At 62.6% G+C, this 26,572-nt stretch carries 31 protein-coding genes; 28 read left to right on the top strand and 3 right to left on the bottom strand.

The genetic code is table 11. The features are described from left to right. Window positions 1-72 precede the first annotated feature (72 nt). The 7 genes from EEB12_RS07360 (at window position 73) to EEB12_RS07330 (ending at window position 5,547) form a co-directional block, all read left to right on the top strand. Complete coding sequence (locus EEB12_RS07360; protein WP_141487569.1) at window positions 73-741, top strand: MerR family transcriptional regulator; 669 nt, start codon at window positions 73-75, stop codon at window positions 739-741. Further along, the gene (locus EEB12_RS07355; RefSeq protein WP_042951191.1) at window positions 738-1,583 is read left to right on the top strand and encodes a thioesterase family protein; all 846 of its coding nucleotides are present in this window, start codon (window positions 738-740) and stop codon (window positions 1,581-1,583) included. Before EEB12_RS07360 ends, EEB12_RS07355 begins: the two co-directional genes overlap by 4 nt. A gap of 34 nt (window positions 1,584-1,617) precedes the next feature. Continuing rightward, entirely contained in the window at window positions 1,618-2,433 is an 816-nt protein-coding gene (gene proC / locus EEB12_RS07350; RefSeq protein ID WP_019744381.1) for a pyrroline-5-carboxylate reductase, read from the top strand. Window positions 2,434-2,559: 126 nt separating this feature from the next. After that, the gene (locus EEB12_RS07345) at window positions 2,560-2,796 is read left to right on the top strand and encodes a helix-turn-helix domain-containing protein (RefSeq protein ID WP_003941845.1); all 237 of its coding nucleotides are present in this window, start codon (window positions 2,560-2,562) and stop codon (window positions 2,794-2,796) included. Window positions 2,797-3,040: 244 nt separating this feature from the next. After that, window positions 3,041-3,142 carry a 30S ribosomal protein bS22 gene (locus tag EEB12_RS07340; protein ID WP_003402602.1) on the top strand — a complete coding sequence of 34 codons (102 nt, stop codon included), beginning with the start codon at window positions 3,041-3,043 and terminating at the stop codon, window positions 3,140-3,142. Window positions 3,143-3,379: 237 nt separating this feature from the next. Beyond that, on the top strand, window positions 3,380-4,513 hold the full coding sequence (locus EEB12_RS07335; protein ID WP_020906773.1) for an NAD-dependent epimerase/dehydratase family protein: 1,134 nt from the start codon (window positions 3,380-3,382) through the stop codon (window positions 4,511-4,513). After that, window positions 4,510-5,547, top strand: coding sequence for a lysophospholipid acyltransferase family protein (locus EEB12_RS07330; RefSeq protein ID WP_029254841.1), 1,038 nt, complete (start codon window positions 4,510-4,512; stop codon window positions 5,545-5,547). The genes EEB12_RS07335 and EEB12_RS07330 overlap by 4 nt, the downstream gene beginning before the upstream one ends. Window positions 5,548-5,586: 39 nt before the next feature. Here the strand turns inward: EEB12_RS07330 and EEB12_RS07325 are convergent, their stop codons facing one another. After that, on the bottom strand, window positions 5,587-6,582 hold the full coding sequence (locus EEB12_RS07325) for an HAD family hydrolase (RefSeq protein WP_020968932.1): 996 nt from the start codon (window positions 6,580-6,582) through the stop codon (window positions 5,587-5,589). A 200-nt stretch (window positions 6,583-6,782) separates the two neighbouring features. Here EEB12_RS07325 and EEB12_RS07320 point away from each other — a divergent pair, with 200 nt between their 5' ends. The 12 genes from EEB12_RS07320 to EEB12_RS07270 all read left to right on the top strand — a co-directional run bounded on the left by EEB12_RS07320 (window position 6,783) and on the right by EEB12_RS07270 (window position 15,513). After that, on the top strand, window positions 6,783-7,043 hold the full coding sequence (locus EEB12_RS07320; protein ID WP_003941953.1) for a glutaredoxin family protein: 261 nt from the start codon (window positions 6,783-6,785) through the stop codon (window positions 7,041-7,043). Window positions 7,044-7,183: 140 nt separating this feature from the next. Beyond that, window positions 7,184-8,047 (top strand): redox-sensing transcriptional repressor Rex, encoded by an 864-nt coding sequence (locus EEB12_RS07315; RefSeq protein ID WP_019744376.1) that lies wholly within the window; start codon window positions 7,184-7,186, stop codon window positions 8,045-8,047. Next, window positions 8,044-9,405, top strand: coding sequence for a glutamyl-tRNA reductase (locus EEB12_RS07310; protein ID WP_141487568.1), 1,362 nt, complete (start codon window positions 8,044-8,046; stop codon window positions 9,403-9,405). The genes EEB12_RS07315 and EEB12_RS07310 overlap by 4 nt, the downstream gene beginning before the upstream one ends. Beyond that, complete coding sequence (gene hemC / locus EEB12_RS07305; protein WP_019744374.1) at window positions 9,402-10,376, top strand: hydroxymethylbilane synthase; 975 nt, start codon at window positions 9,402-9,404, stop codon at window positions 10,374-10,376. The genes EEB12_RS07310 and hemC overlap by 4 nt, the downstream gene beginning before the upstream one ends. Before the next feature lie 60 nt (window positions 10,377-10,436). Beyond that, window positions 10,437-11,999, top strand: coding sequence for a uroporphyrinogen-III synthase (locus EEB12_RS07300; RefSeq protein WP_003941969.1), 1,563 nt, complete (start codon window positions 10,437-10,439; stop codon window positions 11,997-11,999). 75 nt (window positions 12,000-12,074) lie between these two features. Then, complete coding sequence (gene hemB, locus EEB12_RS07295; RefSeq protein ID WP_020968934.1) at window positions 12,075-13,049, top strand: porphobilinogen synthase; 975 nt, start codon at window positions 12,075-12,077, stop codon at window positions 13,047-13,049. 49 nt (window positions 13,050-13,098) lie between these two features. Then, entirely contained in the window at window positions 13,099-13,761 is a 663-nt protein-coding gene (locus EEB12_RS07290; RefSeq protein ID WP_141487567.1) for a hypothetical protein, read from the top strand. Between the two features lie 57 nt (window positions 13,762-13,818). Continuing rightward, window positions 13,819-13,974 (top strand): hypothetical protein, encoded by a 156-nt coding sequence (locus tag EEB12_RS30425; protein WP_019744371.1) that lies wholly within the window; start codon window positions 13,819-13,821, stop codon window positions 13,972-13,974. 15 nt (window positions 13,975-13,989) lie between these two features. Continuing rightward, window positions 13,990-14,427 carry a hypothetical protein gene (locus EEB12_RS07285; protein ID WP_019744370.1) on the top strand — a complete coding sequence of 146 codons (438 nt, stop codon included), beginning with the start codon at window positions 13,990-13,992 and terminating at the stop codon, window positions 14,425-14,427. Further along, the gene (locus EEB12_RS07280; protein ID WP_019744369.1) at window positions 14,420-14,935 is read left to right on the top strand and encodes a hypothetical protein; all 516 of its coding nucleotides are present in this window, start codon (window positions 14,420-14,422) and stop codon (window positions 14,933-14,935) included. The genes EEB12_RS07285 and EEB12_RS07280 overlap by 8 nt, the downstream gene beginning before the upstream one ends. Next, complete coding sequence (locus EEB12_RS07275) at window positions 14,928-15,200, top strand: hypothetical protein (RefSeq protein WP_141487566.1); 273 nt, start codon at window positions 14,928-14,930, stop codon at window positions 15,198-15,200. Before EEB12_RS07280 ends, EEB12_RS07275 begins: the two co-directional genes overlap by 8 nt. Window positions 15,201-15,231: 31 nt before the next feature. Next, a complete protein-coding gene (locus EEB12_RS07270) occupies window positions 15,232-15,513 on the top strand; it encodes a metal-sensitive transcriptional regulator (RefSeq protein WP_003942012.1) in 282 nt (93 codons plus the stop codon). 12 nt (window positions 15,514-15,525) lie between these two features. Here the strand turns inward: EEB12_RS07270 and EEB12_RS07265 are convergent, their stop codons facing one another. Continuing rightward, on the bottom strand, window positions 15,526-16,137 hold the full coding sequence (locus EEB12_RS07265) for a TetR/AcrR family transcriptional regulator (RefSeq protein ID WP_141487565.1): 612 nt from the start codon (window positions 16,135-16,137) through the stop codon (window positions 15,526-15,528). Between the two features lie 254 nt (window positions 16,138-16,391). Between EEB12_RS07265 and EEB12_RS07260 the strand changes: the two genes are divergently transcribed. From EEB12_RS07260 to EEB12_RS07220, 9 genes are all read left to right on the top strand, one after another. Further along, complete coding sequence (locus EEB12_RS07260) at window positions 16,392-17,138, top strand: 3'(2'),5'-bisphosphate nucleotidase CysQ (RefSeq protein ID WP_141487564.1); 747 nt, start codon at window positions 16,392-16,394, stop codon at window positions 17,136-17,138. Continuing rightward, on the top strand, window positions 17,135-18,040 hold the full coding sequence (gene cysD / locus EEB12_RS07255; protein ID WP_020906780.1) for a sulfate adenylyltransferase subunit CysD: 906 nt from the start codon (window positions 17,135-17,137) through the stop codon (window positions 18,038-18,040). The genes EEB12_RS07260 and cysD overlap by 4 nt, the downstream gene beginning before the upstream one ends. Further along, window positions 18,040-19,941 (top strand): sulfate adenylyltransferase subunit CysN, encoded by a 1,902-nt coding sequence (gene cysN, locus EEB12_RS07250; RefSeq protein ID WP_141487563.1) that lies wholly within the window; start codon window positions 18,040-18,042, stop codon window positions 19,939-19,941. Before cysD ends, cysN begins: the two co-directional genes overlap by 1 nt. Before the next feature lie 24 nt (window positions 19,942-19,965). Further along, on the top strand, window positions 19,966-20,325 hold the full coding sequence (locus EEB12_RS07245) for a nuclear transport factor 2 family protein (RefSeq protein ID WP_021333930.1): 360 nt from the start codon (window positions 19,966-19,968) through the stop codon (window positions 20,323-20,325). Next, window positions 20,319-21,110, top strand: a complete 792-nt coding sequence (locus EEB12_RS07240; RefSeq protein ID WP_070384599.1) for an SDR family oxidoreductase — start codon at window positions 20,319-20,321, stop codon at window positions 21,108-21,110. Before EEB12_RS07245 ends, EEB12_RS07240 begins: the two co-directional genes overlap by 7 nt. Before the next feature lie 22 nt (window positions 21,111-21,132). Then, a complete protein-coding gene (locus EEB12_RS07235; protein WP_060939072.1) occupies window positions 21,133-22,278 on the top strand; it encodes a sulfotransferase family protein in 1,146 nt (381 codons plus the stop codon). 88 nt (window positions 22,279-22,366) lie between these two features. Next, window positions 22,367-23,428, top strand: a complete 1,062-nt coding sequence (locus EEB12_RS07230) for a DUF1214 domain-containing protein (protein ID WP_021333931.1) — start codon at window positions 22,367-22,369, stop codon at window positions 23,426-23,428. A gap of 24 nt (window positions 23,429-23,452) precedes the next feature. Next, window positions 23,453-25,111, top strand: a complete 1,659-nt coding sequence (locus EEB12_RS07225) for an ABC transporter substrate-binding protein (protein WP_141487562.1) — start codon at window positions 23,453-23,455, stop codon at window positions 25,109-25,111. Beyond that, entirely contained in the window at window positions 25,108-25,983 is an 876-nt protein-coding gene (locus tag EEB12_RS07220; RefSeq protein ID WP_141487561.1) for a TIGR03619 family F420-dependent LLM class oxidoreductase, read from the top strand. The genes EEB12_RS07225 and EEB12_RS07220 overlap by 4 nt, the downstream gene beginning before the upstream one ends. Here the strand turns inward: EEB12_RS07220 and EEB12_RS07215 are convergent. Further along, window positions 25,974-26,534: a TetR family transcriptional regulator gene (locus tag EEB12_RS07215; protein ID WP_020968944.1), complete on the bottom strand. Its 561-nt coding sequence runs from the start codon at window positions 26,532-26,534 to the stop codon at window positions 25,974-25,976. The genes EEB12_RS07220 and EEB12_RS07215 overlap by 10 nt on opposite strands. Window positions 26,535-26,572 lie beyond the last annotated feature (38 nt).

Raw genomic sequence — 26,572 nt, 5'->3', positions numbered from 1 at the left:
GTACCGATGCTCGGCCACCATTGGATAGCATCACTATCCAGTGGTGGCCCGAGCGAGTTGGACGGAGGAGCGGTGAAGGTTTCCGAATTGGCCGCACAGTCCGGCGTTGCGTTGGCCACGATCAAGTACTACCTCCGCGAAGGTCTGCTGATGCCTGGTGAACCGACCAGCGCGACGGGAGCGAGGTACGGCGAACAGCACGTCCGGCGACTCGCGTTGATCAGGGCGCTGGCCGGGGCGGGACTCGCGCTTCCACGGATTCGTGCGGTGCTCGAATTGGTGGACAGTGACGAGCGATCCGAATTCGAGACTTTCGGTCGCGCGATCGCGCAACTACCGCCCTACGTCGATCCGGTGCCGGATCAACAGTTCCCCAGAGCTCGCAAGGTTCTGGAGTTTCTCGGTCAGGTCTACGAGCCGAGGTACGTGGCGGTTGCTCACCTCGAGCGTGCACTGATCGGTCTCGAGGATGCCGGACTGAGCCTCTCGGACGAGCGATTGCGCGCCTACGGCGACCACATCCGAGGAATTGCCGAAGTGGAAATCGAGCTGATGCCCACCCGCACGACGAAGGAGGGCGTTCGCCATGCCGCTTCGACCGAGGACGGCATTCGCTATGCAGTCCTCGGAACCGCCATGTACGAACCTGTCCTGACAGCTTTGCGACGCTTGGCGCACCAAGACCTTGCCGCACGACATTTCCCGCAACACCGAGAAAGCACCGAACAGGAAAATCGATGAGCACCAGTCCCTTTCAAGATCTCAATCGCCTCACCTCGCTCGGCGACGGGCGATACACCGCAACGATCGATCCGATCTGGACCATCGGGCCGAAAGTGCACGGCGGCTCCATGATGGCTGTGTGCGCCGCTGCCGCGCGTCGATGTCTGCGAGACGGCGCAGGTGAGAACGACTCGCTTCTGAAGATGCAGCCACTCGCGGTGAGCGCCAACTATCTGTCCGCCCCCGACCCCGGTGAAGTCGAATTGGAGGTGATCGTCCGAAAGCAGGGACGCCAGGTCGCGTTGTTCGACGTCGAGTTGAGCCAGGCGGGACGCAGCGCTGTTCGCGCGGCGGTCACGCTCGGGTTCCCCGATGACGGCGACCCCACCTTCGTCACTGCCTCGTCGATCGACGACATGTCACCGGAACCGCCGGAGAGTGCGGTGGCCGTCATCGGCGATCACCCGATGGCGCAGGTCGTGCACGTCGGGCAGGGCTGCGACATGCGAATCGACACCACCTCGGCGCACTTCCTGACCGGCAGCCAAGGCGAGGCCGAGGTCAGGATGTGGGTTCGTCCTCGACCCGAGGACGAGAACGACATCGACACCGCTGTGCTGTTCGCGATCATGGCGGGCGACATCAGCGCGCCCGTGACGATGAACCGCGGCCTGTTCGGGTGGGCGCCGACCGTGCAGTTGACGACGTACCTGCGCCGACTGCCGACGCCGGGATGGCTTCGCGTGCGGGCAAGCTCGGATGTTCTGGGCAGCACGTGGTTCGAAGAGGATCATGCTGTTCTCGATTCGACGGGCGCAGTCGTCGTACAGAGTCGTCAATTGGCGATGATGCCCCGCTAGGGCCGATCGCTGCGGTCGTGGCAGGCTGTTCGCCATGACAAGAATTGCGATTATCGGTGGCGGCAAGATCGGCGAGGCGCTGATCTCCGGGCTGTTGCAGGCCGGCCACGCCATCAAGGATCTGGTTGTCGCCGAGCAGTATCAACCTCGCGCAGACGAATTGATCGCCGAATACTCCATCCGCGTCAGCACGATCGCCGACGCCGCCGAGGGCGCAGACGTCATCGTCATCGCGGTCAAGCCCGGCGACGTCGAATCAGCGCTCACCGCGTTGACGAAGGTCGATCTGGACGGCGACCTCGAGCAATTGATCGTTTCCCTTGCTGCGGGTATCCCGACCGGGTTCTTCGAAACGCGTCTGCCCGCAGGGTTCCCGGTCATCCGCGTCATGCCGAACACCCCCATGCTGGTCGGGGAGGGCGTGAGCGTTCTCTCGCCCGGACGGCACGTCAAGGCCGAGCATCTCGAGCTCGTACGCGGCATCCTCGGCAGCGTCGGCAAGGTGGTCACGGTTCCCGAATCGCAGATCGACGCGGTCACTGCTGTCTCCGGTTCCGGCCCGGCCTACTTCTTCTTGGTTGCCGAAGCGATGATCGATGCGGGAGTCGGTCTCGGCCTGACGCGCCCGGTCGCTACCGAATTAGTGGTGCAGACGATGGTCGGCTCCGCAGCGATGCTCGATCGCACCGGCGACAGCGCGACGGATCTTCGCGCCGCGGTGACGTCACCGGGTGGAACGACGGCTGCGGCACTGCGTCAGCTCGAAGCGGGCGGCCTGCGGACGGCGTTCTTCGATGCCTTGGATGCCGCCAAGTCGCGCTCGGCCGCGATGGGTTCAGCTGCGGAATAGTCGTCCGTTTAGCCACACCCGTCGCTTTAACCCCACCAGTACAGCTAAGCTCGACTTAGTACGTACGTGTCTGTTCCGCCGGAGGGGAAGCCGGCGGCGCGAGTCGTGCTGGAGGTATGTGGATTAATGGTGTCTGCAAACAAGCCGTCCATGGGTTCGTCCCACGACGGAAAGCCGGCAGTGGCCGGCACGCAATTCCTCACTGTTGCTGAGGTAGCAACTTTGATGAGGGTGTCGAAAATGACTGTGTACCGGTTGGTACACAGTGGCGAATTGCCCGCTGTACGAGTGGGCCGTTCGTTCCGTGTACACGCGAAGGCGGTACACGATTACCTCGAAACCTCGTACTTCGATGCCGGCTGACCAGCCGGTTCGAAGAGGATGACCTCGGCGTGAGCCGAGTCGCGGGCACAGCGGTTGCTGCGCCGGAGGCTCGGTTTATGCCGAGTGAGACCACACCGGTACGATGAGTCACTGTCGTACCAGCAAGCTGGTGTCGTAAGGCGCTGAGCTAGTTAAAACGAGGGCCAGGCGCCAATTGCTTGGCGCAGGCGTACGTGACCGGCGTGCGCAGGAACGCTAGAGAAGAACGTGAGGGACACCCGCTATGGGTTCAGTGATCAAGAAGCGTCGCAAGCGCATGTCGAAGAAGAAGCACCGCAAGCTGCTTCGTCGTACCCGAGTACAGCGCAGGAAACTCGGTAAATAAGCAGTACCTGTTGATGCCCGCCGCCCCTTCCGGGGTGGCGGGCATCGATGTATTTCAGGGGAGGGGCGACGTATCTCAGGGGAGAGATGTGTCGGCCGTCTCATTGTCTGGGCGGTTTGTCTTGAATGGCCGAATTTTGGGTAGTCAGCGCGGGACCCCCTCTGCCCGTAAAGTGGGGGAAAATCGCGGGAGGAACGCTTCGGCAGAGCGCGTTTCTACTGGATATGGGGGTACTTGGTGGTTGAAGGTGACAACACTTCAGGGGGCACGGCGCCTCGCGTCGTACTGGTGACCGGGGCGAGCAGATTCCTCGGCGGCTACCTGGTTACCAGGCTTGCGCAGAATCCGTCGATCGAGCGTGTCATCGCCGTCGACGCCGTCAGTCCGAGCAAGGACATGATGCGCAGAATGGGCCGCGCGGAATTCGTGCGAGCAGACATCCGCAATCCGCTGATCGGCAAAGTGATCCGAAACGCCGAGGTCGACACCGTCGTGCACGCGTCGACGCTTCAGAAAGCCCCCAAAGCCGGCAGCCGCGCCGCGATGAAGGACATGAACGTCATCGGCGCCATGCAACTGTTCGCGGTCTGCCAGAAAGCTCCGACGGTTCGCAAGGTGGTCCTGCGCTCGGCTTCGGTCGTCTACGGGTGCAGTGCCAAGGATCCCGCTCAGTTCACCGAAGAAATGAGTGCGCGCCGCCGGCCGCCGGGCGGATATGCCCGCGACAGCCTCGAGATCGAGGGATACCTCCGCGGGATGGGGCGTCGGCGCCCGGACATCTCGGTCGGGATTCTGCGGTTGGCGCCGTTGATCGGACCTCAGCTGACTGCAACTGTCGGGCACTACGTCACCGCCCCACTCGTGCCCACCATCGTCGGGCGCAACGCGCGCCTGCAATTGCTCCACGTCGAGGATGCCCTCGCGGCGCTGGAGAAGGCGACCATCGGACACGCCTCGGGTACGTACAACATCGCCGGCGACGGAGTGGTCATGATGTCGCAGGCGATCCGCCGGGCAGGCAGGGTGGAAGTTCCGATGCCGCTCGCTCTGTTCCGTAGTGTCGGCAGCGCGTTGGTGGGGTCCTCCATGAGGCTCTACACCGACGAGCAACTCGAGTATTTCCGGTTCGGCTGCGGACTCGACACCACTCGCATGCGCAGCGAGTTGGGGTTCGAGCCGCGATGGACCACCATGCAGGCACTCGACGATTTCATGCGTGCGATGCAGACGCGCCGGATCATCAAGTCCGAGTGGATCGATCGGGCAGAGAATGCGTTGACCACCATCCTCGGCGGTGACACTGCCGAGGCGAGCGCAAGTGCAGACGTGATGCATATGCCGTTGTCGGGACGAAGTGCGGTGAAGGGGTGACTGACGTGGCGAAGGTAATTCCCCTGCGGCCCAGCGCAACTCACACCGGAAAGTCGGAAGCTTCTCGTTCGCGTGAGTCCGTCACCGGCGCGGAGCGTGACGTCCGTGAACAAAGTCAGCGTCGGCATCCGTCCGGAGTGCCGTCGGCGGCCGACCATGGTGGTGAGAGCACGTTCGTCGATGCGGCCAGGTCGGCGATCGTCGACCAGGTCGCCTCGGCAGCAGAATTTTTCCGACGTCGGGTGTCCGGAGACTACGAGGTCGACGAGTTCGGATTCGACCCGCATTTTGCGGACAACGTCGTCATGCCCGTGCTGCGGCCGTTGTTCGAGAAATGGTTCCGCGTCGAGGTCAGCGGGATCGAGAACATTCCCCTCACCGGGGGAGCGTTGGTGGTTGCCAATCACGCCGGTGTCATCCCACTCGACGGGCTGATGACGTCGGTTGCCGTGCACGATCATCATCCGGCGCATCGTCCACTGCGAATGTTGGCTGCGGACATGGCTTTCGAAATGCCGGTGGTGGGCGGACTGGCGCGCAAAGCCGGCCATACGTTGGCGTGCAACCCCGACGCCGAGCGTCTGCTCAACGACGGTGAAGTCGCGGCCGTGTTCCCGGAAGGATTCAAGGGCATCGGGAAACCGTTCAGTGAGCGGTACAAGTTGCAGCGGTTCGGGCGCGGTGGCTTCGTGTCGGCCGCAATGCGAACCGGTGTTCCGATCATTCCGTGCTCGATCGTGGGCTCGGAGGAGATCTATCCGAAGATCGGTGATCTCACCACACTCGCACGCGTTCTCGGTTTGCCGTATTTCCCGGTCACACCTTTGTTTCCGCACCTCGGGCCACTCGGCCTGGTTCCATTGCCGTCGAAGTGGTACATCGAGTTCGGAAAGCCGATCGTCACCGACACCTTCGAGAGCGGTGCAGCCGACGATCCGATGGTCCTGTTCGAGGTCACGGACCACGTCCGGGAAACGATTCAGCAGACGCTTTATCGGTTGTTGGCCAAGCGGCGCAACATCTTTCTCGGCTGAGTTCGGTCCGGATCGCTTCTCGATCCGGACCGAACCCGCTCAGGCGTTCTGTTCTTTGCGCCTGGCGAGAATCGCCGCGAGCGCACCGCCGACCGCTCCGAGCACCAGCGCTGTGGGAACGCCGATCTTGGCGGCCTTTCGTCCGGTGCGGAAATCACGAACTTCCCAACCGCGGTTCTTCGCGAGTTCACGAAGGTCTGCGTCGGGATTGATCGCCACCGGTGTCCCCACCAACGAGAGCATCGGTACGTCGTTGTGGCTGTCGGAGTAGGCGGAACAGCGCTTGAGATTGAGTCCTTCACGCACCGCCAACGTCCGTACGGCGTGTGCCTTGCCCATTCCGTGCAGGATGTCGCCGACGAGTCGGCCGGTGAAGACTCCGTCCTCACTTTCGGCGACGGTGCCCAACGCGCCGGTCAGTCCCAGTTTCTCGGCGATGACCTGAGCCAGTTCGACCGGAGTTGCCGTCACCAACCACACCTGTTGTCCGGCGTCGAGGTGCATCTGGGCCAACGCCCTCGTGCCTGGCCATATCTTGTCGGCGATGACCTCGTCGTAGATCTCCTCGCCGAGGCGGGCGAGTTCGGCGGTGGATCGACCGGCCACGAAGGACAGTGCTTTCTCGCGGCCTTCGGCGACGTCGTCGCTACTTTCTCGGCCGGTGACTCGGAACTTGATCTGCTTCCACGCGAAATCCACCAGATCCGAGGTCTTGAGATACTTTCGTGCAGCGAGACCACGGGCGAAGTGGATGATCGACGCACCCTGCACCATGGTGTTGTCGACGTCGAAGAATGCGGCGGCCGTGAGGTCGCGCGGAACGGCCGGGGGCTCTTCGCCGGTTTCCGGTTCTGTGGGGTTGGCAGCTTCGTGCAATGCCAGAGCTGCATCAGCGCTCGCCTCGCCGGCGAGATTGGCTCGAACTTCCGACTCACTCGGGCCCAGCGGATTCTTCACATGGCGACGTCCGGGGAGAATGACCCCGGCAAGCCCTGATCCGAATCCGGAGCCGTTCGGTAGTGATCGCGCAGGCACCCGCACCTCCCGTGTTGCATTCTCGAGCAGAGAACTCTTCGAGTCAGCCTATCCTCCGCGATGAGGCCCGATGGGTTGGATGGTGACCTTCCCTGTGGTGTGTGACGTTCCTCTCCGCCGATTTGGTGCCGAGTGGGGCTCCGGAGGCACACTCGACCGATCAAGTAGATGGCGTCCCAGTAGAAGAAAGGTATGCGTCGATGACTGCAGCTACGCATGAAGTGACCCTGTTGACACGCGCAGGATGCGCGTCCTGTGTCGGCGCGGCGGAGGTACTACGGCGGGTCTGTTCCGAGTTCGAGCTGGAATTGACGTGCATCGACGTAGACGAAGCTGCCGCGACGGATCCAGAGCTGAGAGCGGAGTACGGAGACAGATTGCCGGTCATTCTTCTCGACGGACGCGAGCACGGTTACTGGGAAGTTGACGAAGAGCGCCTTCGTGACGATTTACGCAAGTAAGGCAACCCTCAAAGTTGTCCGCGGAGCCGCTTTGCAGGTGAACGGCACATCGAACCCGTCTCGAGCAACTTTGTGCATGGGTTCACAAGCGGTTACCGTGGTGTGAACATTCCCCCGGAGCATCGTGGAGGTCGACAGTCGTGTCGACCGGACGAGGAGCCAGCGACGTGACCGAACCGCACCAGACGCATGAGCCTGTGGCTCAGCGCGTCACCGGCGCTGCGGGCTCTTCTGTCACCGACTCGATCGCTCAGGATCGCGTCATCCCCCAGGCTACGGTGACGCGCTTGGCCGCATACCTGCGGGTCCTCGGAGTGATGTCCGACCGGGGTACCTCCATCGTCTCGAGCGAGGAACTTGCGCAGGCGTCCGGTGTCGGATCAGCGAAGTTGCGCAAGGATCTGTCATTCCTCGGACCCAACGGCGTCCGCGGCGTCGGATACGACGTCAACAGGCTCCGCATCCGCATCGAGCGTGCACTCGGACTCGATCGTGGGCACAAGGTCGTTCTCGTCGGAGTCGGAAACCTCGGCAAGGCGCTGGTCGGCTACGGCGGATTCAGCCGCCGCGGTTTCGAGATGGTCGGACTCTTCGACAGTGACGCAGATCGAATCGGAAGCACAGTCGGCGACCTTGTGGTGCGCAGCACCGAGGAACTGACCGTCGCCTGCCGCGAATTGAACGCGACCATCGGCGTCATCTCCACACCGGACGAGGCCGCGCAGGGCGTGTGCGACCAGTTCGTCAGCGCCGGACTGCGCTGCATCATGAGTTTCTCGCCGATCGCCCTCGACGTTCCCGACCACGTGGAACTGCGACGCGTCGATCTAGCCGTCGAGATGCAGGTTCTCTCCTTCAACAGTGCGCGCAACGCCGATCAGGCATCCAGTGCGCCGCGAGTACGAGTGGCTCACGCCGCATCCGCTTCGTCAGTCCCATCCACCAGTTCACCCGCTCCGGTCGGAGCAGGTTCGACAAGAAACGGATCAGTGATCGCGCCGTGAGTGTTCTGCTTGTCGGGGTCTCGCATCGAACCGCGCCCGTCCCGGTGCTCGAGCGAGTAGCTGTCACCGACACCGATCGTCCGAAGCTGATCGACAAGCTTCTGGCGTCTTCGCACATCTCCGAAGCGATGATCGTCTCCACCTGTAACCGGGTGGAGGTCTACGCGGTGGTGGACGCGTTCCACGGTGCGCTCACCGAGGTCGGTGAAATCCTCGCCGACCATTCAGGTCTCGACCTGACGGCGCTGCACGCTCACGCCTACGTCCGCTACAGCGAAGCAGCGGTCGAACATCTCTTCGCCGTGGCCAGTGGCCTCGATTCGATGGTGATCGGCGAACAGCAGATTCTCGGCCAGATCCGTTCGGCCTACGCATCTTCGGATGCGCAGCAGGCAGCCGGACGCGTCGTCCACGAACTGGCTCAGCAGGCACTGCGCGTCGGCAAGCGAGTGCATTCCGAAACCGGAATCGACTCAGCGGGAGCATCAGTCGTATCCGTGGCTCTTGATCGTGCAGCGGGCATCATCGGTGAGGGCGGCCTCGTCGGCCGCACTGCCGTGGTTGTCGGAGCAGGCTCGATGGGCGGTCTGTCGGTTGCGCATCTCACTCGCGCCGGAATCGAACGCATCGTCGTCGTCAACCGGACACAGGAACGCGCCGAGCACCTGGCAGAGACGGCACGCTCCAACGGCGTCGACGCCGACGGTGTTGCCTTCGATCAGCTTTCGGCCGCGATGGCGCAGGCAGATGTCATGGTCACCTGTACCGGCGCGGTCGGGGCAGTGGTCACCCTGGCGGATGTGCACTGCGCACTCGCCGAGCCCGATCGCGACAACACCAAGCATCTGGTCATCTGCGACCTCGGGTTGCCGCGCGACATCGATCCCGCCGTCGCCGGCCTGCCGGGTGTCACCGTTCTCGACATGGAGACGCTGCAGCGTGATCCGGCGGCAGGCGCAGCCGCTTCCGACGCAGATGCCGCACGCACCATCGTCGCCGGCGAACTTGCGACCTACCTTGCCGGACAGCGCCTCGCCGAGGTCACTCCGACCGTGACGGCTTTGCGTCAGCGCGCCGCCGACGTCGTCGAAGCCGAACTGATGCGGCTCGATTCGCGTCTGCCCGGCCTGGACGATCCGCAGCGCGACGAGGTTGCACGCACCGTGCGACGCGTCGTGGACAAGCTTCTCCACGCCCCGACCGTGCGCGTCAAGCAACTGGCGTCGGCCCCCGGCGGCGACTCCTACGCAGCAGCGCTGCGCGAACTCTTCGAACTCAGCCCCGGATCTCCCGCGGCCGTGGCCACACCCACCGACCTGGTGGACGGCGACCGCACTGGAAGGGACCTGCAGGCATGAGCGTCACCACCCCTCGATCGGGGAGCCCGCTGCGGATCGGCACTCGCGGAAGTCTTCTCGCGACCACGCAGGCCGGTACCGTGCGCGATGCCCTCATTGCAGCGGGACATCCCGCCGAGTTGGTCATCATCAAGACCAAGGGCGACCAGTCCACCGATCCCGTCCAGAAGATCGGCGTCGGAGTGTTCACCGCAGAGCTTCGAGAAGCTTTGCTGGACAACCGCGTCGACGTTGCTGTGCATTCCTACAAGGACTTACCGACCGCGCAGGATCCGCGATTCGTCATCGCGGCGATTCCGCCACGCGAAGATCCGCGTGACGCGCTCGTCGCCCGCGACGGTCTGGTCCTCGGGGAGCTTCCGGCCGGTTCCAAGGTGGGAACCTCGGCGCCCCGCCGTGTTTCGCAGCTCAAGGCACTCGGGCTCGGCCTCGACATCGTGCCGTTGCGGGGCAACCTGCAACGCCGTCTCGGCAAGGTCGAATCCGGTGAACTCGACGCCGTGATCCTCGCTCGCGCCGGCTTGTCCCGTATCGGTCTGCTCGATCTCATCACCGAGAACATCGAGCCCGTCCAGATGCTCCCCGCTCCGGCGCAGGGCGCTCTGGCCGTCGAATGCCTTTCTGCCAATGCGGAATTGGCGGCAATCCTGGCTGAGCACGATGACGCCGGTACCAGGGCGGCAGTCACTGCCGAGCGTGCACTTCTCGCCGAGCTGGAAGCGGGCTGCACCGCTCCGGTCGGAGCGATCGCGGAGATCGTCGAATCCCTCGACGACGACGGCAGAATCTTCGACGAACTGTCGGTACGCGGCTGCGCAGCCGCCATCGACGGTTCGGACGTCATCCGTACCGGCGCAGTCGGTGCGCCGGACAAGGCCGAGGAACTCGGCCGAGCGGTAGCGCGCGAGTTACTCGAACTCGGCGCCCGAGAGTTGATGAACGTGACTACAGGCGAGGCAGCCGATGTTTGACGCCCCACTTTGCACTTGCACCAAGTTCCCATTTCGATACAGCGCACTGGAGAATCACCGATGACCCGAGTCCGAAAGAACACTCCCGGACGGATCCTGTTCGTGGGATCGGGACCGGGCGACCCCGCCCTGCTCACCGTTCGCGCACGTGACGTCCTCACCGGCGCCGCAATGGCATTCACGGATCCGGACGTCGACAAGGGCGTCGTCGCGCTCGTCGGCATCGACATGGGCCGCGACGAGGAGACCGGCGAGCTGATCGCGGACGTGCGTCCGGCACTCGGTGAGCCTGCCGAGGTTGCAAAGACATTGGTGCACGAGGCCAAGAACGGCCACGACGTCGTGCGTCTGGTCTCCGGCGACCCGCTGACCACGGATTCCGTGATCGCAGAGGTCACCGCAGTCGCCCGCACGCAGGTTCAGTTCGAGGTTCTCCCGGGTCTGCCTTCCGGTTCGGCTGTGCCGAGCTACGCCGGCATGGCGCTCGGCTCGGGTCACACCGAGGCCGACGTTCGCGGTGAAGTCGACTGGGCTGCTCTGGCCGCTGCACCGGGACCGCTTGTCCTGCACGCGACGTCCGGACATCTCGCCGAGACCGCCAGCGCGCTGGTCGAGAACGGCTTGGCCCCGCAGACGCCTGCTGCCATCACCGTCCGCGGCACCACTCGTCAGCAGCGAACCGTCGAGGCAACTCTCGCGACGCTCAACGAAGCCGGATCGGAACTGGTGGGTTCGCTCATCGTCACCGTCGGCAAGGTTGTCGCGCAGCGCAACAAGATGTCGTGGTGGGAATCGCGCGCACTGTACGGCTGGACCGTCCTCGTGCCGCGCACCAAGGATCAGGCCGGCGAGATGAGCGACCGTCTGGTCACTCACGGAGCGATCCCGATCGAGGTTCCGACCATCGCCGTCGAGCCGCCTCGCAGCCCGGCTCAGATGGAGCGTTCGGTCAAGGGCCTCGTCGACGGTCGTTACCAGTGGGTCGTCTTCACTTCCACCAATGCTGTTCGCGCAGTGTGGGAGAAGTTCGAGGAGTTCGGTCTCGACGCTCGCGCCTTCTCCGGCGTGAAGATCGCCTGTATCGGCGAAGCAACCGCAGCCAAGGTCCGCTCGTTCGGCATCAACCCCGAGCTGATCCCGACCGGTGAGCAGTCCAGCGAAGGCCTGCTGGCCGAATTCGCCCCGTACGACGACGTTTTCGATCCGGTCAACCGGGTTCTGTTGCCGCGCGCGGACATTGCAACCGAAACCCTCGCCGAGGGCCTGCGCGAACGCGGTTGGGAGATCGACGACGTCACCGCCTACCGCACCGTCCGGGCGGCGCCGCCGCCGGCCGAGACCCGCGAGATGATCAAGACCGGTGGATTCGACGCCGTCTGCTTCACCTCGTCCTCGACCGTGCGCAACCTCGTCGGCATCGCCGGCAAGCCGCACGCCCGCACGTTGGTCGCGTGCATCGGCCCGAAGACGGCCGAAACCGCTATCGAGTTCGGTCTGCGCGTCGACGTGCAGCCCGAGACCTCGCAGGTGGGACCGCTGGTGGAGGCTCTCGCCGAGCACGCAGCTCGGCTGCGCGCTGAAGGTGCTTTGCCGCCGCCGCGTAAGAAGTCCCGCAGGCGCTAGCGCACCCGTGAGCGGTTGAGGAGTCTGTGGACTCCTCAACCACTCACAGGTTCCGACGAAGGAGGGCTACTTCTCGTGTTTCCCACTCATCGCCCTCGCCGGCTCCGGCGCACCCCAGCGCTCCGGCGACTCGTGGCAGAGACCTCGCTCGAACCCCGGCACCTCGTGTTGCCGATGTTCGTTGCAGACGGCATCGATGCGCCGCGTGAGATCAGTTCCATGCCAGGCGTTTTCCAGCACACGCTCGATTCGCTGCGGTCCGCCGCGGTGGAAGCAGTGGAAGCCGGCGTCGGTGGTCTGATGCTCTTCGGCGTCCCCAAGGCGGAGGACAAGGACCCTCAGGGCTCCGGTGCCTCCGATCCCGACGGCATCCTCAACGTCGGATTGCGCGCTCTGGCAGAAGAACTCGGCGATTCGACGGTCATCATGGCCGATACCTGCCTCGACGAGTTCACCGATCACGGCCACTGCGGCGTGCTTAACGCCACCGGCGCCGTCGACAACGACGCAACCTTGATCCGGTACGTCGAAATGGCTCTCGCGCAAGCTGAATCGGGTGCGCACCTGCTCGGCCCCAGCGGCATGATGGACGGTCAGGTGGCTGCGATCCGCGGCGCGCTCGATGCATCCGGGTATGTCGAGGTCGGTCAGCTCGCCTATGCCGCGAAATATGCGTCAGCGTTCTACGGGCCGTTCCGTGAAGCCGTCGGATCCTCACTGCAAGGCGACCGTCGTACTTATCAGCAGGACGGCGCCAACCGCCGCGAGTCGATGCGCGAGGTAGACCTCGACATCGCGGAGGGCGCTGACATGGTGATGGTCAAGCCTGCAATGTCCTACCTCGACATTCTGCGTGAGACCGCCGACCGGTCTCCGGTTCCGGTCGCGGCGTACCAGATCTCGGGTGAGTACTCGATGATCACCGCGGCCGCGCAGAACGGGTGGATCGATCGGGACGCGGCGATTCTCGAATCGCTCACCAGCATTCGCCGCGCCGGTGCCGACGTGGTCCTCACGTACTGGGCGTCGGAAGTTGCCGGATGGCTGTGACGGAGTCACGCATGGTGGCTGCACCGGTATCGACCGATACGCTGGTGTCATGACCGAGCAGTGGCCGCCGTCGCGCCAGGAACCGCCCCGCCGGGAACCTCCCTACGAGAACCAGCCGTTCGAGAATCAGCCGTACCGCGAACTCGGACCGATGCCGACGGGTCAGATCCCGGGATACGGCCCCGGTTACAACGGATACCCGGGCCCCCAACCGAAACCCGAGCCGCCGACGGACGTCGTGACTGCGATTCAGTTGTGGTGGGCTGTGACGGCGCTTGGATTGGTCCAGGGCGGCGCGATGATCTGGATGCTGCTCGGGCAGAAGTCGATGTTCGTCGACGAGATGCTCAGGAACCAGGCGGCTGTCGACGCCGGTCTGACACGCTCCGACGTGGAGGGCATGTTCCCACTGGTCATCGTGTTCTCCGCTGTCCTGGTGGTGATCGTCACCGCGGTGTTCCTTTTGTTCGTGCGCTCGATGAGTCGTGGCAAGAACTGGGCTCGAATGTTGCTGACGTTCTGTGGAGTCTTCATGTTGGTCTCTGCGATCCCCGTGATCTTCGGGCTCGGCGGCGACGGCGGCGCGGCCACTCTGCTGTTCGGCGGAGCGGAAATCCTGCAGGCAGTTGCTGCTGTCGGGGCGATCGTGATGATGCACCGAAAAGAGTCCAATCCGTTCTTTCTTCGTTTCCCCCCGGCGGGGAACCGATAGGTAGCTCGGGGTACTGTGAAACGGGTCACTGCAGTAGTAGGGGAGAGGTCGTAGACAATGAGTTCTCAGGAAGCCCTGCGCACGGAAAGCACCCACGACGCTCCACTGCGCCAACGTGGTTCACGGACCGAAGTGATCTTGTTCGCGATCCTTGGAGCCTCTGTTCTGGTGACACTCCTGGTGCTCATGATTCCGGGCATCGTCAGCGGATAGCGCACACTTGAACCCGTGAGTATCTCTACGAAGGTCAGGCGCCCGACGGCCGTCGAGGCAGCATTCTGGCTGTGGATCGCCAGCGCGTTCCTACTCATACTCTTCGGCCTGATCAATGTCACCAGCGCCTCGTATTCGCTGCGTGAGCAATTCACCGATCAAGGCGTATCGGCCGGAAACATCGACATCTACGTCACCTTCGTGCGGGTGTCCGGGCTGGTTCTGCTGTTGACCGGCCTTGCGATCGGCGGCCTCGCCGGTCCCACTCGCGCCGGAAAACCTCTCTGCCGACGGATCCTGGTGATCGTGTCCGGGGTGTTCGCGGTGCTGCAGATCGCGCTGGTCGTCGCCGGGATCAGTACCGTGCTCGCGCTCGTCGTCCCCGTCATGCTGATCTGTGCCTGCGTCGCGATCTACCGCGACACCACCCGAAGTTGGTTCGCCCGTGGCTGACCGTGCTCCTGAAATCGGCCCGGACGTTCTGTACTACGAACCGGGATCCCGGTGGTGGGCCATCGCGTTCGGTCCGATCTTCTGCCTGATCGCCTTGGTCATCGAGCTGTTCACCGGCCCGGTGGTGCATTGGTTCGGTCTGGCGATGTTCGCCGTGATCCTCACCGGCTTGGTGTACGTGCAGGTGATTGCCGCGCGCCGGCATGCGAGCGTGCTTCTGACCGCGACCACGTTGCGTCAGGGAACCGAAGAGGTGCCGATCACCGAGATCGCCGAGGTGTTCCCGGAGTCCGACGACGCCGCCTATGAAGACGAAATGGAGCCGTGGGAAACGGCACGCGCGCTGGGTGAGCTGTCCGGAGTGCCCCGGCGTCGGCACGGTATCGGCTTGCGTCTGACCACCGGGGGATTGGTGCGAGCGTGGGCGAAAGACGATCGGGCACTTCGCGAGGCGTTGAGCCAGGTTGTCACGGTCGGTGTGGAACCGGACGGGTCTGCCGATGATTGAGGCGCAGCCAACTCCGCTCGTCGACGTGAAGACGTGGATCGGTGTACTCGGTATCGTCGCCGCCACGATTCTGGCGGTCGTGTGCTGGCGAGCGGGTACGACGACGTCCGACTTCGGACCGATATTGGAGGGCGCTCCGCCGTTCGAGAGCACGCACTACGACGGTCTCTGGATCTCGGGCGCCGGGTTGTCGATTCTGGTTGCGGGGCTGATGGCCATGGATGTCGTGCGCCGCGTCCGGGTGGGCTTCGTCGCATCGCGGTAGCCCTCATACGGGTAGGGGGTATAGTTGCGGTATGAGTAGTTACAGCCCTGAGCAGGACGATCTGCTCAAACGCCTTCGTCGTATCGAAGGTCAGGTAGCCGGAATTTCACGCATGGTCGCAGACGACCGGTACTGCATCGACGTGCTCACCCAGGTGTCCGCCGCGACGAGCGCGTTGCAGTCCGTATCCCTGAAGCTTCTCGACGCGCACCTTGCGGGCTGCGTCGTCGAAGCTGCCAAGCAGGGTGGTCCGGAAGCGGACGTCAAGATCAAGGAAGCTCAGGCGGCCATCGCTCGCCTCGTTCGTTCGTAAGGTGCCGGTCCGTCACTCCGTGATGGACCGCGCGAGCGCCCTGGCGGAGAAGCTCACGAAGTGCTCGGGTGTGACTTCTTTGGCGATGTTGATGACGATGGTGTCCGACAGGCCTTTGAGTCCGGAGAGCACGAGATGGATCAACGCGGGGTCGTCGATCAACCGGCTCCCTTCGGCTGCAGCAGATTCGGTGAGCGCTCGAATCAATGCCGAGTTGTAGATCGCTACGGATGCGTGAAGTTCCCGCATGCTTTCTCGGTCGGACCCGGCCATGCCTTCGATGTCGCGCCAAGTGGTGGTGAGTCGTCCCACCCGTGCCCAGTGCCGAGCAAACTCGGAAATCATGGACTCGAGTAAGGCACTCAGTCCCTGCTCGCGGGGGAGCGAGTTCACGAAGTCCGCCATTTCCAGCTGACTTTCGCTGAGGAGGGCGGCGAAGATGTCCTGCTTGTCGACGAAGTACTGGTAGATCAGGCCAGTACTGGTGCCGGCTCGTTTGGCGACAGCGCGGATCGTGAGCGCGGAGTAGCCTCCTTCGTCCAGAAGCGAGATCGCCGCGTCGAGAGTTCGGCGTCGACGCACTTCGGCGTCGCCGTAGATCGACTTGCTGCTGATACTGCTCATTTGATCACCGTAGTCGCGGTGGTCGGCATCCTCAATTCACATCGAACACTGTTCGTTGTCGAACGCCGCCCAGAATTCTATGTGACTCAGATCATAGAATGAACATAGTTCGAAATAGAATGAACATCGTTCATTCTGGTGTTACGGTATGGCGCAGACCACATCGAGGCCAGTGCAAAGTGCTGGACACTCTGCGGTCGGCCTGACCTTTCTTCCCGTATCGATCGGGAGGTCTACACAGTTGTGGAGTACCTATGACACGCACTAACGATGAACGCGCGGCGATCGACATCGCCGCGGCGGCTGGAGAACTTCTGCTCGACCATCGGAAATCCCTCGGCGAAAACGACGGTGATGTCGCGACTTTCAAGAACGCGGCCGATCGGCTCAGTCATGAATTCATCGTCGCCGAACTCGCCCGACGCTTTCCTGCGGATGCAGTGCTGTCGGAGGAAGGGGCTGACGACCTCGCGAGGCTGGCTGCGGATCGGGTGTGGATCGTCGACCCTCTCGACGGCACCCGTGAGTACGGCGAGGCCGGACGATCGGACTGGGCCGTTCATGTTGCGCTGACCGAAAACGGTGTCCTCACAACAGGTGCGGTCGCAATGCCTGCCCTTGGCGTCACCTATTCGAGCAGCGATGATCGAACCGAACGGGATGCCGCGACGCCGGTTCGAGTCGTCGTATCGCGGACGCGTCGTCCGGAACGGGTCATGCGCATGGCCGACTCGATGGGCGCGGAGTTGATCGAAATGGGATCCGCCGGAGCCAAAGCAATGGCGGTCGTCTCGGGTGAGGCAGACATCTACGCACATGCGGGCGGACAGTACGAGTGGGATTCGGCGGCGCCCGTTGCCGTCGCACGCGCTGCGGGACTGCATGTTTCGCGTATCGATGGCAGCGAACTGCGCTACAACCAGGAAAACCCGTGGTTGCCGGATCTGCTGATCTGCCGACCCGAACTCGCCCCGAAAGCACTGGAGGAACTGGGCCGATGACCGCGACACTGACGCACCTCGAACGACTCGAAGCCGAGAGCATTCACATCATGCGTGAAGCTGTTGCCCAGAGCGAGAACCCGGTGATGTTGTACTCGGTGGGCAAGGACTCCGCCGTGATGCTGCATCTGGCGCGCAAGGCCTTCTATCCGTCGAAGCTGCCGTTTCCGCTTCTGCACGTCGATACCACGTGGAAGTTCCGTGAAATGTACAAACTTCGTGACAGTACCGCTGCTGCAGGCGATCTCGATCTGATCGTCCACACCAACCCGGACTGCGTGAAGCAGGGGATCAACCCGTTCACTCACGGCAGCGCTGTCCATACCGATATGTGGAAGACCGAAGGCCTCAAACAAGCCCTCGATCACTACAAGTTCGACGCTGCATTCGGCGGCGCCCGCCGTGACGAAGAAAAATCCCGCGCCAAGGAACGCATCTTCTCGATCCGATCAGCTGCGCACCGTTGGGATCCCAAGCAGCAGCGACCGGAACTGTGGCGGATGTACAACGTCCGCAAAGCGCCGGGCGAGAGCCTGCGCGTCTTCCCTCTCTCGAACTGGACCGAGCTGGATGTGTGGGAATACATACGCCAGGAAGAGATTCCGATCGTTCCGCTGTATTTTGCCGACAAGCGGCCCGTCGTCGAGCGGGGCGGTGCGCTGATCATGGTCGACGACGACCGGATGCCGTTGCTGCCGGGAGAGACTCCGGAACTCAAGAGCGTTCGTTTCCGCACCCTCGGCTGCTACCCGCTGACCGGAGCCGTCGAATCGACCGCAACGAGCCTGACCGAGATCATCTCGGAAATGTTGCTCACCACCACTTCCGAACGCCAGGGACGGGTCATCGACCACGACTCCAGTGCGTCGATGGAAAAGAAGAAGCAAGAGGGGTACTTCTGATGACTGTTTCCTCGGATCTGATCGCTGACGACATCGAGGCGTACCTCGAACGTCATGCGAACAAGAGCATGCTGCGATTCATCACGTGCGGCAGCGTCGACGACGGCAAGAGCACCTTGATCGGCCGTCTGCTCTACGAATCGAAACTCGTCTTCGACGACCAGTTGACGGCGCTCGAAGCCGATTCGCGCAAGAGCGGAACCCAGGGGGAGGGGCTCGATTTCGCGCTCCTGGTCGACGGTCTCGCCGCCGAACGTGAGCAGGGCATCACGATCGACGTCGCCTACCGCTACTTCACGACCGAGCGACGCAAGTTCGTCGTCGCCGATACTCCGGGGCACGAGCAGTACACCCGAAACATGGTGACGGGCGCGTCGACCGCCGATCTTGCGGTGATCCTTGTCGATTCCCGCAAGGGGATACTGACTCAGACCCGCCGGCACTCGTATCTGGTGTCGTTGCTGGGGATCAAGCACGTGGTGCTTGCCGTGAACAAGCTCGACCTCGTCGACTACTCGCAAGAGGTCTTCGATGCCATTACCGCGGATTACGCAGGGTTCGCTCACGAGATCGGTCTGGACGGGTTCGTCGCCATCCCGCTCTCGGCATACATGGGTGACAATCTCACCGAGCGCAGTGCGAATACCCCGTGGTACTCCGGACCAAGCCTGATCGAGCATCTCGAAAGCGTGGACATCGACGATGCTGCCGCCGCGGCTCCGTTCCGGATGCCGGTGCAGTGGGTCAACCGGCCGGACCTCGACTTCCGCGGATTCTCCGGCCAGATCGTTTCAGGCACCGTATCTCCCGGAGATCCCATCCGCGTGCTCCCCAGTGGAAAGACGTCCACAGTCGAGCGCATCGTGACCATGGGTGGTGACCTCGACGTTGCCGGTGCGGGCCGCTCGGTCACCATCACGCTCGCAGACGAGATCGACATCAGTCGCGGTGATGTGCTGTCCATCGGCGACAATCCGCCGGCCGTAGCCGATCAGTTCGAGGCCTGCATCGTCTGGATGGGTGAGGCTCCCATGCTGCCCGAACGGCCGTTCCTGTGCCAGATCGGTACCGTCACAGTCACTGCGCGCATCACCAAACCGAAACACAAGATCAACGTCAACACTCTCGAGAAGACCGCAACGACTACTCTCGCGCTCAACGAAATCGGTGTCTGCAACCTCAGTTTCGATCGACCGGTCCCGTTCGACCCGTACGTCGGCAACCGTGACACCGGTAGCTTCATCCTCATCGACCGCCTTACCAACGGCACTGTCGGTGCGGGCATGATCACGCACTCGCTGCGTCGATCGGACAACATTCACTGGCAATCCGTCGACGTCGACGAGGCCGCGCACACCAGGCTCAAGGGACACCAACCCGCAGTTCTGTGGTTCACCGGTCTCTCCGGTTCGGGAAAGTCGACCATCGCGAACGATGTCGAGCGTCAACTGCACGCACTCGGCGCACACACCTACCTCCTCGACGGAGACAACGTCCGTCACGGGCTGAATCGAGACCTCGGATTCACCGAAGCCGACCGCGTCGAGAACATCCGTCGCGTCACCGAGGTCACCCGACTGATGGCGGACGCCGGTCTGATCGTGCTCGCGTCCTTCATTTCACCGTTCGAGGCGGAGCGTCATGCCGCCCGTGAATTGATCGGCGACGAACAGTTCGTCGAAATCTTCGTCGACACCGCTCTTGCCGTCGCAGAGGAGCGAGATCCCAAGGGGCTGTACAAGAAGGCTCGACGTGGCGAGTTGGTGAACTTCACCGGAATCGATTCGCCGTACGAACCGCCGCAGAACCCTGACATTCACATCGACACCAGTGTCACGACGACTGAGGACGCTGCGATCGCGATCGTCGACCATCTTCGCGCCCGCGGAACCATTTCTTGATCCGCCTGAACATGAGGAGCATCCATGCCTGACAGGGCTGAAATAGTTTCTGCCGTAGAAGATTACGTCAAGTGTCTCGGAAGTCACGACGTCGACGGCCTGGTTGCGCTGTTTGCGCCCGACGCAGTTCAACACGAACCGCTGGGGGTCCAGACCTACCGCGGAATCGACGAGATTCGCGAATTCGACACCGCGAACGCGCAGGTCGATTTCACAGTCAGCCTGCTCGGCCCGATTTCGGTGACGGGAAAATACGCAGCAATGCAGCTTCGGGTACAGCGCGTCGGGATGGCCGACTTCGCTGCCTCCGACCTGTTCGAGTTCGACGAGAACGGCAAGATCGTTTCTCTGAGTGTTGTTCTCGATCCGCAGGCACTGTGCTGACCCATCAGGGCCTGCTGGCAGGCAAGGTTGTCGTCGTCTCGGGAGTGGGCCCGGCGCTGGGTCGTTCGATTGCGGTGCAGAGTGCGGCGGCCGGAGCAAAAGTTGTTCTGGCCGCCCGCACACCCGAGCGTTTGGAATCTGTGGCAACCGAGATCCGAGACCGCGGCGGAATTGCACTGGCCATTCCGACCGATCTCACCGACGTCGATTCGATCTCCTCGTTGGCTGAGACTGCGCTCGCAGAGTTCGGCGGCGTGGACTGCCTCGTGAACAACGCCTTTGTCCAACCGGCGCAGGTCTCGCTCCTGGACGCCGACATGGCGTCCATCCAGTCGGGTATCGACATCAACCTGCTTGCGGCGTTGAACGTGACACGCGCGTTTGTGCCGGCATTGACCGAGGCGGAGGGCTCCGTCGTGATGGTGACGTCCATGGTGCTGCGTAATCAGCTTCCCGGGTTCGGGGCCTACCGCATCATGAAATCCGGGCTCCTGGCAATGGCACGCAGTTTGTCGATCGATCTCGGTCCCAAGGGCGTTCGAGTCAATTCGGTTGCTCCCGGCTATATCTGGGCGGACTCGGTCAAGAACATGTTCGAGAAAAAGGCGGCGGCAGCTGGGGTCGACCCCAAGGTCATTTACGACGAGGTTGCAGCGGGCGCCGATCTGCGCCGGCTACCCGAACCTGACGACATCGCCAATGCCGTCGTCTTCCTCTTGTCCGATTCGGCCAGAGCCATCGCCGGGCAATGTCTCGACGTCAACTGCGGTCACACCCACCACTGAACAACCCCACAAGGAATTACAGATGACACAGGATTACGACGGCATCGGTTCCATCGACGACTTGCACCAGGTCGCGCGTGAGGAGACCGGGTACAAAAACTTCGGCAGCGACAGCTATCTCGAAGGGCTTCGAGTTCTGCTCGAGTCGTTCCAGAACGAAGCCGACCTCACTCCGCACGGCAAGGTGATCGCTCGCAAGATGATCGTCGGAGCGCTCGCGGGACGCCTGACCAGTGAGGCCGGATTCGCGAAATACCCCGAGCACATCGACGTTCCGATCGAACGCCCGATCTTCGTGGTCGGGTTGACCCGCACCGGCAGCACCGCGCTGCACCGCTTGCTCGGTGCCGACCCAGCGCATCAGGGCGCCGAGATGTGGCTCGCCGAGACGCCGCAGCCGCGCCCCGAGCGCGACAAGTGGTCGGAGAACGAAGATTACGTTCGCTCCGACGCCTTCTACCGTGCTCGCCAGCGCAACGAAGCGGACCTGATGAAGGTGCATTTCATGGGGGCGGAGGAGGTCGAGGAATGTTGGCGTCTGCTGCAGCAGACGCTGCTCTCCACCGCGTTCGAAACTGTTGCGTACGTGCCGAGTTACACGCAGTGGCTGGCGGAGCAGGATTGGACCGAAACATATGCGCGGCACAAGAAGAACCTGCAGTTGATCGGGCTGCACGACCAGGACAGACGGTGGGTGCTCAAAAGCCCGAGCCATGTCTTCGCGATCGACGAGATCATGGCGGTCTATCCCGACGCGTTGTTCGTTCGCACGTTCCGTGACCCGTTGACATCGATGGCGTCCACCTTCAGCCTCGTCGAGCAGGGCGGACACGACATGTCGAAGGCATTCGACCGTCCCGCCATCGGGCGCACGCAACTGGACCTGTGGGCGCGAGGGAACGCGAACTTCAACAATGCCCGTAGCCGTTACAACCCCGATCAGTTCATCGACGTCGACTACAAAGACTTCATCGCCGATGCGGTCGGCACCGTCGAGAAGATCTACGCGCAGTTCGACCTGCCATTCACTGACGAGGCTCGCGCAGCGGTGGAGGCGTCGCATCAGGCGAGCCTGGCCGAGCACCGCCGTCCGTCGCATCACTATTCGCTCGAGGAGTTTGGCGTGAGCGCCGCCGACGTCGAAGCGAAGTTCGCGACCACACCCTGAAGCCCTCCGGCCCTGTGCGCCTTTTTGGTAGTGCCGACTACCAAAAAGGCGCACAGGGCGAAGCCCCAACTGAAACAAGGAGATTCACATGAATGCTGTTTGGGAAAAGTTCTGCGCAGATCTGCTCGAGGTCGGAAAGGTCCTGGAGGACGAGATCGTCCCTCAGGATCCGCTGACTCAAGCCGAGGGCATCCGCTACCTGAGTCGGTTGCTTCGGTACGGCACGATCAACTGTGTCGAGTACACCGATCCACGGTGGCCGCAGTTCTCGTCGGCTCCGAACCCGAACATGATGACGAAGATCGGTGCCGACAACCCGGACAACGTCTACATGCGCGCCAACATTTCCGGTAAGTACAACTACCGGATCATCGGCACCCGAGGCACCGTCCCGCTGATCACCTTCGGCTCGCGCGTCAATCGATACCACATCGACGGCACCATGCTGCAGACCGGAGATCTGCATATCCACGACCTCGAGGTCGACGAGAACGGCCGTTTCGAGTTCATCGCGAGCGTCGACAAGCCCGCTGAAGGCGCATGGCTGCCTTTGGCGCCCGACAGCAACCTCATCTCCGTTCGGCAAACTCACCAGGATCGGCGCAACGAGGTCATCGGTGATCTGACCATCGAATGCCTGAACCCGGACGGCGAGTTCGTCCCGCTGAGTCCGGAAGAGATCGGCGAACGCCTCACCAAGTCCGTCGGGATCGTGAAGGGGATGGCGGAGACCTTCCTGGAGTGGTCGCGCAAATTCCAGCCGCACACCAACGAGATCTTCGACTGGGGACAGGACTACTTCCAGGACGCCGGCGGCGATCCGACGATTTTCTACTTCCACGGTTACTGGAAGCTCGCCGAGGACGAGGCGTGGGTCATCGAGACCGAGGTTCCGAACTGCGAGTACTTCAACTTCGTGCTGCAGAACTTCTGGGTCGAGTCTCTCGACTACAACCGCACGAACATCTACATCAACAATCACACCGCGAAGCTCAACGACGACGGCACCATGACAATCGTCGTGGCGGCGAAGGATCCGGGTTACGGCAACTGGATCGACACCGATTCGCATGCCGAGGGCACATGGGCGCTGCGCTGGATCAAGGCGGACTCGCACCCGATCCCGACGTCCAAGGTAGTCAAGATCTGACACGCCGACGGAGATTGGGAACGTATGTACACCAGGAAGATTAGGTTCGACCCTCGCTTTGTCGCGCTCGGGCTCGCCGGTGCATTGATGTTGGCCGGGTGTGCCTCCAGTAGTGGGGGCACCTCGGGATCGGTTTCACCGAGCAGTAGTGGCGCAGCTGGTTTTGTGGGCGCCCCAGATGTGGGGGAGCGGATCGACGGCGGTGTTCTCACCTTCGGGTCCTATTCGTTCCCTTCCTCGTTGGACCCCACGAGAACGCAAGCCGCCGGTTCGACCGGCGGAACCGAAATGGCCGCGATTTACGACACGCTGGTACGCAGCGACTCCACAAACGGGAGCTTCGTCCCACAACTCGCGAAGACACTGTCGAACAACAGCGACTTCACTTCGTACACCGTCACTTTGGCTGATGGCCTCACCTTCAGTGACGGAAGCCCGCTCGACGCGGAAGCGGTGAAGTGGAGTATCGATCGATTCGTGGCAGGCAAAGGTGATGTATCGCAGACCTGGCTCAACATCGTGGACCGGATAGAGACGCCCGACGCCACCACAGTCGAATTCGTGCTCGAGCGGCCCTGGCGTCAATTCCCGGCGCTGTTGTCGCTCGGCCCCGGAATGATCGTTGCGCGAAGTTCAGGGGGAAAGGCAGGTTCGGTTTCAGGAACCGGGGAGGGAGCGTTCACACCGATCGGGGCGGGTCCGTTCACCTTGGCCAAGTTCGCCCCGCACGAAGAACTGGTACTCGCCGCACGCACGGATTATCAGGGCGGTAAACCGCCACTGGACACAGTGCGGTTTGTTCCCACGTCGGGTGCGCAGTCTCAGTACGAATCGTTGAAGAGCGGCCAGATCGACATGACGTACATCCTCCGCGACGAGGCCGTGATCGAACAAGCTCTCGACGACGGATACTCGGGTTACCTCAGTCCGACCGGACAGAACGGGATCGGCACGATCAACAATCGCGAGGGCAAGCCCGGGGCCGATGTACGCGTCCGTCAGGCGATCGCCTACGGGGTGGATCCGGAGGCGGTCAATACTCGTGCGAACAACGGATTGGGCACCGCCAGTTCCGAACTGGTCCCGCAGACGTCACGTTGGTTCAACAACACAGCAGGTATTCCGTTCGATCAGGTGAAGGCAAAGGCGCTGCTGGATCAAGCGAAGTCCGACGGGTACGACGGGAAACTCCGCTACCTCACCACCCCGGAGCCCAGCCAACAGGCGACGGCACTGACGGTTCAGGCGTCGCTGAACGCGATCGGTTTCGACGTCATCATCGACTACGCGACCGATGTGACCGATCTGGTTCGACGGGTATACAAGGACCACGATTTCGACATGACCAGAGGTGGCGCTCCGGTCGGAGAAGAAGCGCCGTACCTCAACTTGTACAACAGTATGGCCAGTGATTCGAAGAACAACCCGTCCGGCTTCGCGGACCCGGAGATGGACGCGATGATCACAGCTGTGCAGACGGCATCGACGGACGATGCTGTCCGTGAGGCGATCAGCAAGGTGCAGGAGTACGCCAACGCGACTGTGCCTTACGTGATCTGGGGGCCGGCGTCGGTGTTGACCGCATGGGCCGGCAATGTTCACGGCGTCGTACGCAACATCACCGACATCATGTTCTTGGGCGGCGCTTGGATCTCGCCTAACGGCGAAACGGTGGAACGATGAAGTGGTCCTTGGCGGGTGCGATGATCGACGCCCTGGAACTGTGCGAGTTGGCGCAGGTCGCCGAAGAGGTGGGATTTGACGGAATCGCGATGCCGGATTCCGTGTTCTATCCCGAGCAGGTGTCGGCTCCGTATCCGTACACCGCTGACGGCAAGCGGATGTGGGCACCCGAGACGCCGATGCCCGATCCGTTCATTGCGATGACGGCAATGGCAGTCGTCACGTCGCGAATTCGGTTCTACACCAATGTGTTCAAACTTCCACTGCGCGATCCGCTGTTGACGGCCAAGCAGGTATCGACCATGGCCGTGATGTCGCGAAACCGCGTCGCTCTCGGCGTCGGTTTGTCCTGGATTCCCGAGGAATTCACCTTCACCGGGACCGAGATGCGCACCCGCGGTGCGCGTACCGACGAAGCCATCGAGATCATCAAGGCGGTGTGTGCGGGGCGTGGACCGGAATGGGTCGAGTACCACGGCAAGCACTACGATTTCGACGCTCTGATGATCAGTCCGGCTCCGGAGATTCCGGTTCCGATCTACATCGGTGGGCACAGCGAACCGGGGTTGCGTCGTGCAGCCAGGCTGGCTGACGGTTGGATGTCGGTGAACACGACCAAAGCCGAATTAGCCTGCGCTATCGATCGCCTCACGGAATTGCGGGTCGAGTACGGTCGTGCCGATGTTCCTTTCGGCGTCAACGTCTCGCCGACGGATGTTCGTGATCTGGACGAATATCGCGAACTCGAGACTCTCGGAGTCACGGAAATCAGAGTGTTGCCCTGGTATCGCTACGGAGTTGACGCCGGTGATCGTCAGGGGCGACTCGACTCCATTCGGCGGTTTGCCGAGGAGGTCATCACTCAGTACTGATCGATCAGCGTCTGCATCGCCCGGCCGTAGAGTTTTGCCAACTCGTCGCGATCTGCGGACTGGGGGATGCTCTCGTCGCTGAGGACGCTCAACAGGCCGGACACCTGGGCGGAGACCAGGAGTGCGCGGGTGTACGCGTCTTCACCGTCGAGGCGAGCGGCGAGATTGGTGGCAAACGTGCCTGTCATCTCGCGCAGTCGCTCCCGGATGCGTGGACTGTCCGACGCTCGCATGAGCGCTGTGTACACCGACAGCATCCGGGCGTCGGCCTTGCCCAGGACGAAGACTGCGATCCGCTCACCGAGGGTGTCGAGTGGGCCGTCGAACTGACCTTCGAAGTAGTCCGCAACCGGAGTGGTTTCCAGGAACAGCGCTTCCTTCGACCCGAAATGCCGGATGACCAGGGCCGGATCGATTCCGGCAACTTTGGCGATGGCGCGAACTGACGTGCCGCCGAACCCGTGCTCACCGAATAGTTGGAACGCTGCGGCGCGAATCGCCTCGGACGTCGAGGGCTGTTCCTGCTCTGGTGTGTGCTTCGTGGATGTCACGACATCGACCTCTGTGCTCGCTCGCCGACCTCGTTGTC

The sequence above is a fragment of the Rhodococcus sp. WS1 genome (genome assembly GCF_003797745.1).
In the GTDB taxonomy this organism is placed as follows: domain Bacteria; phylum Actinomycetota; class Actinomycetes; order Mycobacteriales; family Mycobacteriaceae; genus Rhodococcus_F; species Rhodococcus_F erythropolis.
Note: the sequence above shows the minus strand (reverse complement) of the source record. Positions and strands in the feature narration are given on the sequence as shown.